Annotated in this window: 9 protein-coding genes; 6 read left to right on the top strand and 3 right to left on the bottom strand. The window is 71.2% G+C overall.

All coding sequences use genetic code 11. The features are described from left to right. Positions 1-216 precede the first annotated feature (216 nt). Positions 217-2,889: a Helicase associated domain protein gene (locus tag ACGFYQ_RS32955; RefSeq protein ID WP_393749851.1), complete on the top strand. Its 2,673-nt coding sequence runs from the start codon at positions 217-219 to the stop codon at positions 2,887-2,889. 811 nt (positions 2,890-3,700) lie between these two features. On the opposite strand, the gene ACGFYQ_RS32950 is transcribed toward ACGFYQ_RS32955, so the two are convergent. Continuing rightward, positions 3,701-4,222, bottom strand: a complete 522-nt coding sequence (locus tag ACGFYQ_RS32950) for a hypothetical protein (RefSeq protein WP_393749850.1) — start codon at positions 4,220-4,222, stop codon at positions 3,701-3,703. A 70-nt stretch (positions 4,223-4,292) separates the two neighbouring features. After that, positions 4,293-10,511: a DNRLRE domain-containing protein gene (locus tag ACGFYQ_RS32945; protein ID WP_393749849.1), complete on the bottom strand. Its 6,219-nt coding sequence runs from the start codon at positions 10,509-10,511 to the stop codon at positions 4,293-4,295. Positions 10,512-10,928: 417 nt separating this feature from the next. Between ACGFYQ_RS32945 and ACGFYQ_RS32940 the strand changes: the two genes are divergently transcribed. The 5 genes from ACGFYQ_RS32940 to ACGFYQ_RS32920 all read left to right on the top strand — a co-directional run bounded on the left by ACGFYQ_RS32940 (position 10,929) and on the right by ACGFYQ_RS32920 (position 14,428). Continuing rightward, positions 10,929-11,648, top strand: a complete 720-nt coding sequence (locus ACGFYQ_RS32940; protein WP_393749848.1) for a response regulator transcription factor — start codon at positions 10,929-10,931, stop codon at positions 11,646-11,648. Next, entirely contained in the window at positions 11,645-13,090 is a 1,446-nt protein-coding gene (locus tag ACGFYQ_RS32935) for a sensor histidine kinase (protein WP_393749847.1), read from the top strand. Before ACGFYQ_RS32940 ends, ACGFYQ_RS32935 begins: the two co-directional genes overlap by 4 nt. Before the next feature lie 161 nt (positions 13,091-13,251). Further along, entirely contained in the window at positions 13,252-13,659 is a 408-nt protein-coding gene (locus ACGFYQ_RS32930; protein ID WP_393749846.1) for a hypothetical protein, read from the top strand. After that, positions 13,656-13,868, top strand: coding sequence for a hypothetical protein (locus ACGFYQ_RS32925; RefSeq protein WP_393749845.1), 213 nt, complete (start codon positions 13,656-13,658; stop codon positions 13,866-13,868). The genes ACGFYQ_RS32930 and ACGFYQ_RS32925 overlap by 4 nt, the downstream gene beginning before the upstream one ends. A 173-nt stretch (positions 13,869-14,041) precedes the next feature. Beyond that, on the top strand, positions 14,042-14,428 hold the full coding sequence (locus ACGFYQ_RS32920) for a hypothetical protein (RefSeq protein WP_393749844.1): 387 nt from the start codon (positions 14,042-14,044) through the stop codon (positions 14,426-14,428). A gap of 107 nt (positions 14,429-14,535) precedes the next feature. Here the strand turns inward: ACGFYQ_RS32920 and ACGFYQ_RS32915 are convergent, their stop codons facing one another. Further along, the gene (locus ACGFYQ_RS32915; RefSeq protein ID WP_393749843.1) at positions 14,536-15,309 is read right to left on the bottom strand and encodes a tetratricopeptide repeat protein; all 774 of its coding nucleotides are present in this window, start codon (positions 15,307-15,309) and stop codon (positions 14,536-14,538) included. Positions 15,310-15,443: the final 134 nt, after the last annotated feature.

Genomic DNA, 15,443 nt, shown 5'->3' with positions numbered 1-15,443 from the left:
CTCGATCCGTCTCGCCGCCCGGTCCGGTGAGGACGAGCCCGGCGCGCGGCCCGGCGGGTGATCGTCAGGATGCGACCGCATCAAGGATGTCACCACCTCCGATCAGGGCATACGCTCACCAGCAACGACGACGACCAACCACTGGTGACAACATCCGCGGCACCCCGGTGACACTCGAACGCGGCGTCGCAAAGGCGGAATGGAAGCATGGTACGGATGGAGCTTCGGCCGCATCAGCGTGAGGCCGTGGACGCGGTGCTGAAGGCACTGGAGATGCCGGCTTCGGGCCGGCTCCCGGAGCAGGGGCTGCGCAGCCAGGTGGTCATGGCCACCGGTTCGGGCAAGTCCCTGGTAGCGGCCAGGAGCGCGGCGGAGCTGCGTGCACGCCGGGTGCTGGTCCTGGTGCCGTCGCTGGACCTGCTGACCCAGACGGAGGCCGCCTGGCGGGCGGGCGGCCGTACCGGCGCGGTGCTGGGGGTGTCTTCGCTACGCGAGTCCGAGGCCGGGTTCGCGAACACCACCGCCCCGGACGAGTTGGTGCGGTGGACCGCACACCTGGAACGGATCACGGTCTTCTCCACCTACGCCTCGCTCGGACTCGGCACGCTGGAACGCGCACACTCTGCCGGCCTCCCGGGCTGGGACCTGATCGTGGTCGACGAGGCGCACCGGACCTCGGGGCGGATCGGGAAGCCCTGGGCCGTGGTCCACGACAACGCCCGCATCCCGGCCGCCCGGCGCCTGTACATGACCGCCACCCCGCGCCTGTGGCAGGACGGGGAGGACGAGCAGGAGCAGGGCGCGCCCGGTGGGCTCGTCGCATCGATGGAGGACGACGAGAACGGCCCGTTCGGTGCCCGCTGCTACACCCTCACCCTGTCGGAGGCCATCGACCGGAAGATCGTCGCCCCCTACCAGGTCATCGCCGTCGACGTCAGCGACCCCGGCCTGCAGACCACACAGCTCCTGGGCGTCGAGCAGCGCTCCGACCGGGTCCGCGGCGCCCGGCTCGCCGCCCTGCAGACCGCCTTGGTCAAAGCCGCCGCCACCGGGAAGTTCCACCGCACGCTCGTCTTCCACCACCAGGTGAAAGAAGCCGAAGCGTTCGCCACCGGCCTGCCCGACATCGCAGCGCAGCTCCACACCCTCGACCCCGGGCTGTATCCGGCATCGGTCTGGGCGGACTGGGTGTGCGGCGAACACCCGCCCGCCTACCGGCGCCGGGTCCTCGACGACTTCGCCGCGGGCACCGCAGCCGACGGGACCAGAGTCGAGAAGACGTTCCTCAGCTCCGTACGCGTCCTCGGCGAAGGCGTCGACACCGCCAACTGCGACAGCGTGTTCTTCGCGGACCTGCGCGGATCCATGCCCGACCTCGTCCAAGCCGTCGGCCGGGCACTGCGCATGCAACCGGGCGAAGGAAAGACCGCATCCCTCGTCGTCCCCGTCCTCCTCGGGCCCGGGGAAACACCCGACGACATGCTCACCTCCCGCTCCTACGCCGACCTCGTAAAACTCCTCGAAGCACTCCGCGCACACGACACCCGCATCGTCGAACGACTCGCCGAACCACAAGCCCCCAGCCGCTACACACCCCTCACCCAAGCCCAGACACCCGCCGATTGGCACCCGGACGCTGAAGGCATCAGCGGACCCGCCCACGCACTCCTGCGCTTCTCCACGCCCCGCGATCCGGCCAAGCTCGCCGCGTTCATCAGACTGCGCGTCCTGGAACCGGAGACAACACACTGGCTCCGCGGTCTGGAAGCCGCCATGGTCTACCGCCACCAGCACGGCGACCTCCGCGTCCCCTTCACCTACCGCGTCCCCACACCCGAAGAACAAGATCAGGAACAGCCGGTCCGACGGCGCATCCGCCAGGAGCGCATCGAGATGGCTCTCGACGCGCTGGAACAGGCCGTCGCCGGCGAGGACCAGGACACGGTCGACGACACCCTGCTCGCTGCGGCAACGGACGCCGAGGAACACCCCGTACGGTGGCCGGCCGCCCTCGCCGGGTTCCCCCTCGGGCAGTGGATCGCCGACGCCCGACGCAACCACACCGCAGGCAGACTGACCGCCGAGAGGGTCAAACAGCTCAACGAACTCGACATGGTCTGGTCCGAACGCGACACCGCCTGGGACGAAGGCCTCACCGCCGCCCAAGGCTGGGCCGACGAACACGGACACCTCCTCGCACCCATCGACGCCACCTGGCACGGCCAGCCCATCGGGATCTGGCTCAAGAACGCGAGAGCCGCCGCCCGTAGGACCGTCGCAAACGAACAACGCGAAGCCGAAGGCCTGGAGCCGCTGCCCTCGGCGTGGTCCATGCCCGAAGAGCGGCGCGAGCAACTGGAGGCCGTCGACCCGGCATGGTGCCCGGCCTGGCCGGTCGCCTGGCAACGCTGCTTCGTCCTTACCCGCGCGCACGTCGACGCCGGCGGGAAGGTACCCATGACGCCCTGCGACCTCGTCGTCCAGGGCGAAGACCTCGGACAATGGGTTCGCGCGCAACGCTACGGCTGGGACAACCTCGCCGCCGGACAACAATGGATGCTCGCAAACTTCCTCGGCCTCGAACCAGCCAGTGCCCACGAGAAGGCCAAAGCCGTCGGGCGCACCAGCCAGGCCGACAAATGGACCATCAACCTCGCCGCCGCCACCCAGTTCTACCAGCGCGAAGGCCACCTCACCGTTCCCCGCAAACACATCGAACCCCTGGCCATCGGCCCGGACGGACTGCCCGCCGACACCCCACGGCAAGGCCGGGAAGTACGCGAGATCAAACTCGGTGCGTTCATCGCCAACAGCCGGGCGAGAAGGGCTTCGCTGAACGAGGAACGCATCGAACAGCTCGACGCAATCGGAATGCGATGGCCCGCATGAACCCCTGGGAACCCGGCCGGCAACCGGCTGCCACTCCGGCAGGTAGCCGCCCGTCTCCCCAGGTCGCGCGCGCCTGCGTGAGCAACGACTCACACGTCGCTCATTGCATGTCGGTGAACAGAACACTCGGACGCACCCGTCCCATTTACGAGCCACCGACACCACCACCTGCACCCATTTGGGCGAAAACCGGTCGAGACTCTGCTCGTCGTGCCCCAAGGCGAGCCAGGGTCCCTTCAGAGACAACGGGCTCAAGGAAGGGAATGGAACATTGCATTTGAGGCGTACCGGAACGATCCTCGGCGCAGCCGCGCTGACCATGCTGACGATCCCGGCCAACGCTCACGCTGCGGCAATCGCCTGTGGCGGAGGTACGTCGACCGGCCGCGTAGCCGTCAATGGCTGCATCAGTGCCCAGCGGGGATCTGTCGGCAAGTTCCCCACTCGAGACATCACGGCGCACATCAAGGCGCGTAACACTGGAACAAGGGGGCTAAATGTCTCTTACGAGGCATTTTTCCGTGTTGTCGATGGTGGTCACTGGGAGAAAGTAGGCAGCGGTCGAGCCTACGTCCGGGCAGGCGAGGCCATCGGCCCCGTCGAAGTGGGAAGCACGACCCGAGTATGCGGCCCCGTGAAGGTCGAGATCCGAGTCCATGCCCGGGCCGACGGCGCTGCCTGGAGCGGCTGGTCTCCCGCATCCACGAAGCAATGCCAAACGTGAGCGCCTGAACGCCTCGCCGGCAAGGACGTCGCGGGCCCCAGACAAGGGTGTGCCGCGGCTCCCGGGCGGGAGCCGCGGCACGGAGGGTCAGGCCCAGGGCTGGACGGCCGCTGCGCAGGCTGCCCACAGGGGCAGGACCAGCAGCGCGGTGAACCCGTCGTGCTGGACGCGCGAGTACCAGTGCCTGCCGCGTTCCGTCAGCCGCCCCCGGCGCAGCGCCGAGCGGGCGATCTCATGGGCGGTCTCACGGGAGACGCACAGGGCGGCGGGGAACGCCGCGACCGTGACGGTGAGATATCCGGACAGTTCCGTACGGGGCAGGAAGAGCCCGCCCACGAGCACGAGCGCGCAGATCACGAACCAGGCGCCCGCCCGGAACCCGAGCATCGACATGGCCTGCACCCACAGGGGCTCGGCCTTCGTACCGATCCGCCCCGCGGGCGCGGCCGCGGTCGCGCGCATGACCTCCTCGGTCCTGGTGAGTTCCTGCCTGGCCTCCGCGCGATCGCCCCGTGCCGCAGCCAGGAGGAACGCGAGGGTGATCGTGCGGTCGGCCCACTGGAAGGGGCTCTTCGACGGGACTGCGCGCTCCGATTGCTCCGAAGGCATGCCCGCTCCTCTCGATGTCCGGTCGTGCGCGGGGCGGTACGGGTACCGCCCCGCGCACGACCTGCGCTGATCAACGGCCGCGGTGGTCCTTCCACTCACCGTAGAGCGAGTAGCCGGTGCTGTAGTACCCGTAGTAGCGGTCCACCCCGTTGACCCGTCTCACGACACGTCGGTTGTAGCGCCGGTGAGCCTTGCTGGCTCTGCTCCGGGCCCGCTTGTGGGCCCGTGACCTGCCCCGGACGCCCTTGGGAGCCTTGGCCATCCGGCTGGCCCTGCGGACGTTGTTGAACCGGGTGACGGCCCGTCCCGCGCCGAAGGTGGCCGCCCCGGCTATGTCCATCCAGCCCGAACGGTCGCCCCTGGACACCTTGTAGATGCCCCGGCCGAGGCTGATCCCCGCGGAGACGAGCGCGCACGCGCCGCAGCCGAACATGCCGGCGATGGCGAGTCCGGTGCCGACCCGGTCGAGGAACTTGCCCCAGCCGAAGCGGCCGTCGAGGTCGTACTCGTTGACGGGGTCGGCGGGGTAGCCGTACGCGTTGGCGTTGCCGCCGTGGACCGGATCGATGGACAGGAAGCGTCCGCTGACCGGGTTGTAGAGGCGGACGCCCATCAACGTGAGGCCGGTGAGGGTCTCACTCGAGCGCTGCTTGGCGCCGAGCCAGTCGTAGCGCGTCGCCGGCTGGCCGGCGCGCGGGTTGCCGTACTCGTCGTTGTCGAGGGCGACGGGGGCCTTGCTGATGTCCAGCGGAAGCTGGAGGGCCACATCGCCGTGGATGGTGGTCAGCTGGAGGACGGTGTCGCCGGTCTTGCCCGTGGTGGCGGCCAGGTCACCGGAAGCGGACTCGACATTGCGGGTCAGGTCTCCGGTGGCGGTGTTCTCGGTGATCCAGCGCGGATTGTCGCCGTCGCTGTCGTAGTGGTTGACCTTGGACCCGGTCTGGCTCCAGGTGCTGCCGCCGCCCGTCTCCGTCTTCCAGGAGCGCAGGCGCATGGACGAGTCGAGCTGCCAGGTCTGGCGCTGGCTTCCCCAGGTCTGCTGGTGCACGAGGTCGTTGGCGTAGTAGCCCACCGTCCCGTGACCGGGCAGCGTGGTGGTGCGGCCGAGGCTGTCGTAGACGTGGCCGCTGTCGACCAGGCGGTCGGCACTGTCGTAGGAGTGGTTGGTGGTGGTTCCGCCGGTGGCCGGGCAGTCTGCCCCGGGGGTGGACGACACCGTGTTCAGAGAGGTGCGGTTGCTGCGGCCGTCGAAGGCGTAGGTGCGCTTGGTGCAGACGGTGTCCGCGGTGTCCTCGACGGTGGTCAGGCGGCCGGTGCCGTCGTACCGGTACTTCTGGCTCGACCAGCCGGCGTGGCTGGTGACCTGGCCGTGGACGGACTCCGTCACGGTGTCGGAGTAGACGACGGCGGAGTCGCTGTCGCGGGTGTAGGTACGGCGGGTGGTGGCTCCGGCGGTGTCCTCCGCGGTGGTGACGGTGTAGCCGCCGGGCAGCTTCTCGCTGCTGACCGATCCGTCCGCGTCGTACGTGGCCTGGAAGACACCGGCGACGGAGTCGGTGGCCTTGGTGGCCAGACCCCGCGGCTCGGCGGCGTGGTCGTAGGTGTAGGCGGTGGTCGACGGTGTGTTGTCGGTGGCCTTGACGGGGCGGTTGAGCAGGTCGTACTCGGTCGTGGTCGTGCCGCCGTCGGCGTCCGTGTACGAGGTCTGGCGGCCGAGCTTGTCGTACGCCTTGGTGATGGTGCCGCCGGTCGGGGAGGTCGTCCTGACCGGGCGGCCGGTGTCCGGGTCGTACTCGGTGATGACTTCGGGGACCGCCTGGCCGAGACCACCGGTCAGGGTGGTCTTCGTCGGGCGGTTGGCGCTGTCGTAGGTGGTCGTGGTGGTCCGGGTGGTGCCGTTGGCGGTCTCGGTCACCTTGACCGGGTGGCCCCACCAGTCGTACTCGGTGGTGCTGGTCGGCAGGTTCGCCGGGTTGGTGCCGCCGCCGGTGATCGCGCCGGCCGGTCCCGTGGAGCAGAGCAGGTCGGCCCACTCGGGGCGGCCCTGGCAGGTGCCGGTGCCGGTGGCGGACCAGTAGGTGGTCACCCTGGTCGCCGCGTCGGAGCCGGACGCGCCCGGCGGCAGCTGCTTGGTGACGCGGCCCTGGGCGTCGTACTCGGTGGTCTCGGTGATCGCGAGCCCGCCCGAGTCCTTGATCCGCTGGACGGGAAGGCCCTTGGCCCAGTCGAACAGGGTCTGTGCCGCACGGGCCTCGCCGAGGACGGTCGGGTGCTCACGTACCTGGGCGCCCGTCGTGACCTTGGTGACCTGGTTCTTGATCTTGGCGGTGCCGTCGGTGGGGCGGCCCGCGTCGTACTCGTTGACCGTCCAGGTGCGGGCCGTCACCGCGGTGTCGGCCGGGACGAGGACGGTGCTGCCGGACTTGAGGTCCGAGGTCAGCTCGATCCGCCGCAGCGGTCCGAGCTCCTCCAGCTCACGTGTGCCGGTGTCGTTGTGGACCGAAACCGTGGACAGGAGCGCCGCGCGCTCGGCCGTGCCGGTCTGGGCGATGCCCAGGTCCGCCTGTACGGCCAGGTCGGCCGCGCTCAGGCCCAGAGCGACGGCGCGGTTCGCGGCCGACAGCTCCCGCACGGTGTTGCCGAAGCGGTCGTACTCGGTGGTGCTGATGTACCCGCCGGGCGTCGCGGAGTTGACCGAGCGGCCGGAGACGCCGAGGTACATGACGTTGGCGCGCTGGTAGGCGGCGGCCGTCAGGGCCGCGCCGTCGTGCGCCGCCGGGACCGAGTCGGCCGGGAAGACCGCCGTCGCGTCGGTCGGGGCGTCCGTCTGGCTCCACGCCTTCACGTCCGCCGCACCCATGGCGTAGGGGGCGCCCGTGCCGGTGAGCGGGACGCCGTAGACGACCGAGGTGGTGGCCGTGCCCTCGCTGACGTCCGCGGTGCCCTGCTTCAGGCCGGAGCGGGAGGCCTTGAGCAGCATGCCCTCACCGGCGGTGGCGGCGTTGCCCGCCTTGCCGTAGGTGAAGTTCCACGGCAGATCGCCGCCGTTGCGGACCAGGTTCAGGCGGCCGTCGGTGTCGTACCCGTACTCGGTGAAGGTGCCGGTGCCGATCGCGTCGTGCCAGGTCCCGCGCAGCCGGCCGGAGTCGTCGTACTGGTACCACTGCAGGGCGCGGCTGGTCGCGGTGGCCGCTCCCGGCTCCGTGGACCAGAGGAGGATCTCCTTGACCTGGTTGGTGAAGTCGCCGTAGGTGCCCGGTCCGGCGGTGGTGGCGGTGGCGTAGACGAATTCCAGCGACCGGCAGCCCTTGGTGGACGGCGTCGCGGTGCAGGTGGCGGCCGAAGCCGCCGAGGTCGGGGCGATGATCCGCTTGGGGCGGGCCAGCGCCTTGCCGGCCACGGTCACGGTCTCGGAGACCACCGTGGTGGCGGTGTTGGCCAGTCCGTCCAGCAGCGTCGAGGAGACCTGCCAGGTCGTGGCGGCCGGGTCCGGCTTGGTGAACTGGGTGACCGTACCGTCGGTGTCCGAGAGCGTGAACGAGCCGCTCACGGTGCCCGTGAGGGTCAGGTCCTCGGAGCCGGGCTCCGGGATCCAGCCGGTGCGCGCCGCGTTGGCGGCGAAGTGGATCGCCTCGCCTTCCGAGAGCACCACGTCGACCGCGGTGTCGGAGATCCGCCGGATGTGGGAGTAGTCCGAATCGGTGGCCTCGGCCACGGTTCCGGAAGCCCACTCCTTGCCGAAGATCGCGGCCTGGCCCTCCTGCTTGGCGCCCTTGTCGGGGGTACGGGAGGAAACGCTGCGCGACACCGACATTCCGAAGGCCGAGGCGTCGGTGGCCGACAGGGTGTAGTCGCCCGTCAGGAGGTTGACCGAACCGGGGCCCACCTCGTCGGTGGCCGCACCGGCCGCGTTCCGGTCGACGATGACGGCCAGTGGCTCGGTGGCGCCGGTGGCGGAGTTCGGGCCGGTGAAGTCGGCCTTGATCTGGACGGTGCCGTCCGGGTCGACGGTATCGGTGGCGTTCCACACCAGGGGCGTGTTCCTGCCGCCCGTCATCGGAACCGGCCACGAGGTGAGCGGGGTGCCGCCGGAGCTCACGTGGCCTGCCGGGATCTGCACCCAGGCGTCGGCCTCGGAGCGGCGCCAGGAGAAGGAGACACTGTCGTACTTGGTGCCGTCCGCCTCGGCGGCCAGGGCGAGGCGGCGGGCCGTTCGCTCACCCTGGGCGGGCTGGACGAACCCGCCGGGGCCGGCGTGGAAGGGGTAGTCGATCGCCTCGGACTTGTTGTCCGCCTTGTCGACGGAGCGCACCTGGAGGGTGTGCGTGCCGTCCTTGGCCGGGGCGATGGAGAGGGCCTTGGCGCCGGCGGCGCCGCCGGTGGCGACCTTGGTCCAGTTCACGCCGTCGAGGGACCACTCGAGCCAGTTGTGGTCCGCGGCGGGCGGGGTCACCGTGAACGTGCCCGCCTGGCCCGCTCCCTTGACCCAGGCGTTCGACGGGTAGTCCGTCGACGTGATGGCTGTCGGAGAGGAGGGGGCGGCGGTGTCTACGGTGAAGGTCTTCCAGGCCGACCAGCCCAGGTTGTAGTGCGTGCCGTCATACGGCGAGGTGCGGAACTTGTACGTCTTGCCGTTCGTGAGCACTCCGGCCGGGACGGTCACCGAGGCGACCTGGCCCGATGCCACCCACGGCGAGACGATGACGTTCCCGACCTGGGTGTCCGTCGCCGAGTCGAAGATCTGGAAGGTGCCGTTGACCTTGTCGCCGTTGGCGTCGACGAACGTGTCGCGCAGGGTCGGTGTCACGGTGTTGACCGTGTAGGCGCCGCCGTAGGAGAAGTACGGCGGGCCGGCCTCCTGCTTGGTGCCGGTCTTGGGGCGGTAGTTATAGGTGACGACCAGCTTGGGAGGGTTCGCGGCGGCATTCGCGGAATTGACCCGCTTCCACTGTGCGGTCACCGCCTCCGAGGAGGCCCGCAGGCCCATGCTGGAGTACGTCCACTTGTTGCTCGCCCAGTGCTGGACCAGGCTGGTGACGTCCGCGTTGATCCAGCCGTCCGCGGTACAGGCGGCATTGCCCTTGGTCTCGGTGGAGGTGGCGTACTTGGTCACCATCGCGGGCTGGTTCGTCCACCGGGAGGCGGTGGTGGGGCCGTTCGATGTCCACACCTCCCACGGCTGGGCGGTGCACGCGGTGTTCCCGGAGTGGAAGTTCCACAGGCTGAGCTTGGCGTCCGAGACCAGCGCGTCCGCGACCGGAGCGGTGTTCCAGGTGATGAAGGAGCGCGCCGTACGCGGGGTTCCGTCACCGTTGGTGGTGCCGGGGTTGCCGAGGTCCAGCTCGGTGTCGGCCGACCAGTCGACCGTCTCGCCCTGCTGGACGTAGGTGTCGAACAGGTTGCCCAGCGAGGAGGTCGACGGGTCGACCGTGACCGGGTACCGCGTGTGCGGATCGGCGAGGAATCCCGCGTCCGGGGTGATGACCAGGTCGACGCCGTCCTTGGTCTTCAGGACCTTCAGGGCGACCTTCGACCGGTGGCTGTGCTCACCCGAGACGGGATCGACCGTCGCGTCCCACATCACCGGAGCCGGCATGGTGGCCGACTTCTCCGACTTCTTGTCGGTGAACAGAACGCTGCCGTCGGCCTGCTGCTCGACCTTCAGCCCCTTGGTCTTCAGCGGCATCGTGTACGAGAAGCCCTCGGCGGCGGGCTTCGCCTTGATCTCCACGAACTGCTCGAAACCGGTACGGGTCGCCTCGACCACCACGTCGGCGCCCGGCACGGCGTTCACGTACGCGGCGCGGGTGCCGTCGATCTGCGGCGCGGGCAGTCCGCCCCGCCACTGGAGGGTGATCTGCTCCTCCCCCTCGCCCAGCGTCACCAGATCGGTCGCGGGGGCGGACTGGGCCGCCTTGAGCGAGGCGCTGGGGAGTCCGGCCTTGCCGGACAGCTTCAGACCGCGCGGGTGGGCCTTCGAGGCCACCGAACCGTCCGCGGCGGCGGCGAGGGCGACGTCGACCGTTCGCCACTCGCCGGTGAGCCTGTCCTGGAAGCGGATGGGTCCGGCGCTCAGCTCCGTGGTGAGCGAGCCGTTCTTGTTCACCCACGTCGTGGAGGTCTCGGTACGCTCGGACAGGGCCTCGACCTGCTTGCCCGACAGCCGTGCGGCCACGCGAGCCGACGGGATGTCGGCGGCCTGTGTGACCGCCTCGGGCTTCGCCTCACCGGGCTGCCTGTTCTCCGCGGCGATGGCCGCGCTGGTGCCGTCCATCAAGGCGACCGCCATGACCAGGGCGATGGATCCCGCGACATGGCGCAGACTCCGCCCCGACCACAGCCTCCCGCGTTCCTCTGCGGGATCGGACTGAATAGCCGTCATTGCCCCTCGCTTGCATCGATTTCACGCCACTTGAGCGGCGCGAATGGAACGTAGCGAGGAGCGAAAGAGAGGTAATCGGGCCGAGATCACGCAAGACGGAATCTCCAATTCCGGAATGTTGATGTGACCTGCATCACTCCTTCCCGTGGGGCCGCCGCGGGTCGCTCGAGGTCAGGAGTGGAGCTGAGCAAGGGCGCCGGTCAGCGCGGCGGCGGGGGTGAGAACTGCGGCGACGGGTCCGGCATCCGCCCGGTCCGGCCGTTGTGAGAGGGTCGGGCCCGGTTCGGGGCGGCCGGCCGGGACCGGGGCCGCGAGGAGGGCAGTGTGGGAGGCAGCACGACCACGACCACGGCAGTGGTGCTGGTGGCGGACGACGACGCCGCCATCCGGCGCTCGCTGGAACGCGGGCTGCGGCTGAGCGGTTTCACCGTGGTCCTCGCCGAGGACGGGCCCGGCGCCCTCGCCGCGCTCGCCGCACGAACCCCCGACGTCCTCGTCCTGGACGTGTCCATGCCGGGAGTGACCGGTACGGAGGTGTGCCGGAGCCTGCGGGAGCGCGGGGACGAGACCCCCGTCCTGATGCTGTCGGCCCTGGACGAACTGGCCGACCGGGTCGCCGGACTCCAGGCCGGCGCCGACGACTACCTCGTCAAACCCTTCGCACTGGAGGAGCTGGTGCTGCGGCTGCACGCCCTGCTGCGGCGCAGCCCGGCGCGCAGCGCGCAGGGCGTGCTGCGCGCCGGACCGCTGGAGGTGGACCAGGCGACACGCCAGGTGCGCCACGGCGGGGCCGAGGTCCACCTCACCCGGCGGGAGTTCGAGCTGCTGGCCACCCTGGTGCGCAACGCGGGCATCGTCTTGACCCGGGACCAGCTGCTGGACCGCGTGTGGGGCTACGACTTCGAGGTGCGCACCGACGCCGTCGACACCTTCGTCAGCTACCTGCGCCGCAAGCTGGAGGAGGGCGGACGCCCCCGACTGATCCACACGGTGCGCGGGGTCGGCTTCGTGCTGCGCGTGCCCGACGGGAGGAGCGGATCGTGAAACTCGCCACCCGGATCGCTCTCTCGGTCACCGTGGTCATGCCCCTGCTGGTGCTGGCCGCGGGCCTGCTGGTGCTCGGGCTCGTCGGCCGCGACCTGCGCCAGCAGCAGGACGTATGGCTCCAGGACCGGGCCTTGGCCGTCCTGCCCGACGTACGGGCCCTGCTCGCCGCCGACCGCAACGGCCGGCCGAAGGCGGAGCAGAACCAGCAGCGCAAGGTGCTCGGCGACGTCCTCGACGCCGGGATCCGCGTGCGGAGCGCGGACGGGGCGACCGTCCTGGAGGGCGGACCGCAGCCCGCCGAGGCGGTGCGGCTGCCCGAACAGACCCCGGACGGCCCGGTCACGGTCCGCGCCAAGGGCCACGCCTGGCGGGTGCTGAGCGTGCCCGTGACCGGCCCCGCGCCCGGAAGCCTGTGGATCCACACCCCGGCCTCGGCCACCGACCCGCAGCTCGCCGCCGTGCAGCGCCGGGTGCTGCTGGTGGCCCTGCTGGCCGCCCCGGTCTCCGGGCTCCTCGCGTACGGGCTGGCGGGGCGCGCCACCGCCTCCGTACGGCGGCTGAGCCGCCGGGCCGCCGAACTCGACCCGGCGGCCGGAGCCGCGGCCTTCGTCGGCACGCCGGCGAACATCGCCGAGGTGGACGAACTGTCCGCGGCGATCGGCCAGCTCCTCGCCCGCTACGACGAGCAGGCGGCCCGGACCGCGCAGGCGCTGAACACCGCCCGCTCCTTCTCCTCCGCCGCCTCACACGAACTGCGTACACCGCTGATGAGCATGCAGACCGACCTGGACGTACTCGCCGCCCACCCCGACCTCTCCCCCGGTGAACGGGCCGAGGTGGTGCGGGACCTGCGCAGCGACCACGCCCGGCTGCTCGAGCTGCTGACGGCGCTGCGGATGCTCGCGCTCGGCGACCTGGTGGAGGCGTCCGCGTTCGTGCCGCTCGACCTGTGCGAGCTGGTGGACGCGGCCGCCGGGGAGGCCGCGCGCCGGAACGGCGAGGCGGAGCTGGACGTGGAGCTGCCGGCGGAACTGAGGGTCGTCGGCTGGGACTCCGGGCTGAAGATCATGCTCGCCAATCTGCTGCGCAACGCGGTGGTGCACGGCCACCGGCCGGACGAGCCGCCTCGGATCGCGGTCCGGCTGCGCGCCCAGGGCGCTTTCGCCGTGCTCACCGTGGCCGACGAGGGGCCCGGCGTGCCGCCCGCCGAACGCGAGGCCGTCTTCCGGCGGTTCCACCACCGGGCCGGCAGCCCGGGCTCCGGCCTCGGGCTCACGCTGGTGGCTCAGCAGGTCGCACTGCACCGGGGCACGGTCACCCTCGGCGACGCCCCGGGCGGGACGGGGGCGCGCTTCGAGGTGCGCCTGCCGCTGGCCTCGACGGACGAGCCGACGCTGCGGCTGCCGGCACGACGCGACTGGATCTCCCGGGGCAACTGAGCTGGCGCCGGCCCGGGGTGCGGATCCGCGGTCGAGCGGCGGGGGGCGGGGGGCGGGGGGCGGCAGGTCGGGCGGTCACAAGGAATCCACAAAAACGCTCCCTAGCGTCCTGCTCGGCCGGCACGCCCACGCACCGGCCCGTCGCACGAAGGGATACCACCATGCTCGCGAACCGTAGGACCGCCGCTGCGATCGGCGCCGTCGCCCTGGCCGGCGCACTGCTGTCCGCCGGCCCCGCGCAGGCCGACAGTGCCTCGCCGAGCCCCGCCGGACCGGCGAAGTCCGCGCCGAAGGGCGACGGCGCGAAGGCGGTCTGCAAGCGCCTGCCGAAGACCGAGACCCGGATCAGCGCCGCCCTCGCCCGGCTGAACGGCGACGCCACCGTCTCGGGCTCGATCGCCCGGATCGAGCAGCGCGTCGCCGAAGCCAAGAGCGCCGGCCACACCGAGATCCACACGTACCTCAACGACCGCCTGACCTTCCGCAAGAGCCTGGTGCCCACCCTGCAGAAGCGCCAGGCGGACCTGAAGGCCGTCTCCACCTGGTGCACCGCGCAGGGGTCCAAGTGAGCCCCACCCGCCGCGGCGCCACCGCGCTCACCGCCCTGGCCGCGGGAGCGGTCCTGCTTCTGACCGGCTGCGGGGGTGGCGCGGACGCCCAACCCAAGGCGGAGCAGTCGGCGGGCGCCGACGGCCAGGCCGAGGACATGCGGGCGAAGCTGGACGCCGCCGACAGCGCGGCCTCGCAGGCGGAGGCGGACGCCTCGCAGGACAACTGACCGGCCCCGTACCTCGACGGCCCGCCCGGCACCCCGGGGCGGGCCGTCGCCGCGTGCTCGGAGGCGGCGGCGAAACAGGCTTTGCGGAAGATCGTATTCAGCCGTGCCGGAGCCTGTTGGTCCCTACGATCGCTTGCCGGCTCTGCAAAACGCCATCACCACGGAGGGGAACCATGTCAGGAATTTCACGGCGCTCACTGCTGGGGTACTCCGGAACAGCCGCAGCGGGAGCGGTACTCGCCTCCGCCGGCTCGGCCGCGGCGACGGACGCCATGGACGCCAAGACCGAGAACGCCGGGGCCACCGGAACCGACGCGACGCGGGGAACCCAGGCCGCGACCGCCTTCCCCTCGGGGACCCAGTTCAAAGGAAGAGCCGCCGTCCCCGGCGTCGGCGGAGAACTGGTGATCACCTTCAGCGTATCGACCGTGGACGCCCCGGCCTCGTACGACGTACCGCCCATCGACATAGCCAACGCCCTGACCAAGCTCGCCGAGGCCCACGGCTGGTCACCCATCACCTTCTACGGCACGCCCGCGCCGGCCCCGCTCACCCCCTGACCAACGCGCCGGGGCGGACGGGTCCCATGCCCGGGCGCCCCGGCGCACAGCCACCTGAACCACAGCCTGCGGCGTGCGGCCAGGTGGATGGCAGCGCGCGCGCTCGGTCAAGCAGCGTCGATGCTGTCGAGCAGCGCCCGAGCCTCGGCGGTGCGGCGATGGTCCGGGCCGAAGGCTGCAAGGCAGGCGTCGCGGGCGGCCGCGGCCCGGGGGCGGGCCTCGCTACCGCGGCCCAGCCCCAGGAGGGCATTGGCCACGGCCAGTTCGACGGCACCGGTCTCCGAGCGGCACTCCTCCTCGGGCAGGCTGCGGCGCAGCTCGTCGGCACCCTCCGCCTCGGCGAGAGCCGCCTCGTGGCGGGCCTGGCCGTTGAGGCTGCGGGCCAGGCCGAGCCGCAGGACCAGGGTGAGCCGGTCCGGTACGTGACGGGCGGCGAGGGCCTTGCAGGCGAGCGCCTCGGCCTCCGGGTGACGTCCCTGCGCGTTGAGCGCGAAGATCAGTCCATTGCCGGCGGCCGCCGCTACGAGCGCCATCTCCGGCTCCGTACCGCGGGTCGCGGCCCGCACGACGGCCGCGCACTCCGCCTCGGCTTCAGTGTGCCGGGCGAGCGCGGTCAGCACCTGGGCTCGGTCCGAGCGCAGTTTCAGGGTCTGCGGGTGTTCGGCGCCGAAGATCCTGCCGAGGACCGGCAGCGCCGCGTCGCACGCGGCGAGGGCCTCGGCGTGGCGGCCCTGGGCGCCCGTCGCGAGCGCGACGATGTTCAGGGCCAGCGGTGCGTACGGATCGTCGCGCGACCGGGACCGCGCCGCGGCAACGGCGCGGGCCTCGGCCTCCGCCTCGGCATAGCGTCCGGCCCGGTACAGGGCCGTGGCTTGGGCCAAGGGGGAACTCGTAGTCCTCCCGGTGTCATGTCGGCTCCGCGGCCGGAAGAATTTCATGCCTGGAGCATACGGATGCCACGCACAGCCGTTCGGAGGATGCGGGGCGTCCGTCGGGCGTAGCTGTCACGGAGGCG

It is taken from the genome of Streptomyces sp. NPDC048258 (assembly GCF_043201995.1).
Taxonomy (GTDB): domain Bacteria; phylum Actinomycetota; class Actinomycetes; order Streptomycetales; family Streptomycetaceae; genus Streptomyces.
The sequence above is the reverse complement of the archived record's forward strand: the minus strand, read 5'-3'. Positions and strand labels throughout refer to the sequence as shown.

What these genes read in the sequence shown, in the direction of transcription:
- ACGFYQ_RS32930 (WP_393749846.1), top strand. Translation starts at nt 13,252, where the DNA reads ATGCTCGCGAACCGTAGGACCGCCGCTGCGATCGGCGCCGTCGCCCTG.
- ACGFYQ_RS32950 (WP_393749850.1), bottom strand. Translation starts at nt 4,222, where the DNA reads ATGCCTTCGGAGCAATCGGAGCGCGCAGTCCCGTCGAAGAGCCCCTTC.
- ACGFYQ_RS32955 (WP_393749851.1), top strand. Translation starts at nt 217, where the DNA reads ATGGAGCTTCGGCCGCATCAGCGTGAGGCCGTGGACGCGGTGCTGAAG.
- ACGFYQ_RS32945 (WP_393749849.1), bottom strand. Translation starts at nt 10,511, where the DNA reads ATGGCGGTCGCCTTGATGGACGGCACCAGCGCGGCCATCGCCGCGGAG.
- ACGFYQ_RS32920 (WP_393749844.1), top strand. Translation starts at nt 14,042, where the DNA reads ATGTCAGGAATTTCACGGCGCTCACTGCTGGGGTACTCCGGAACAGCC.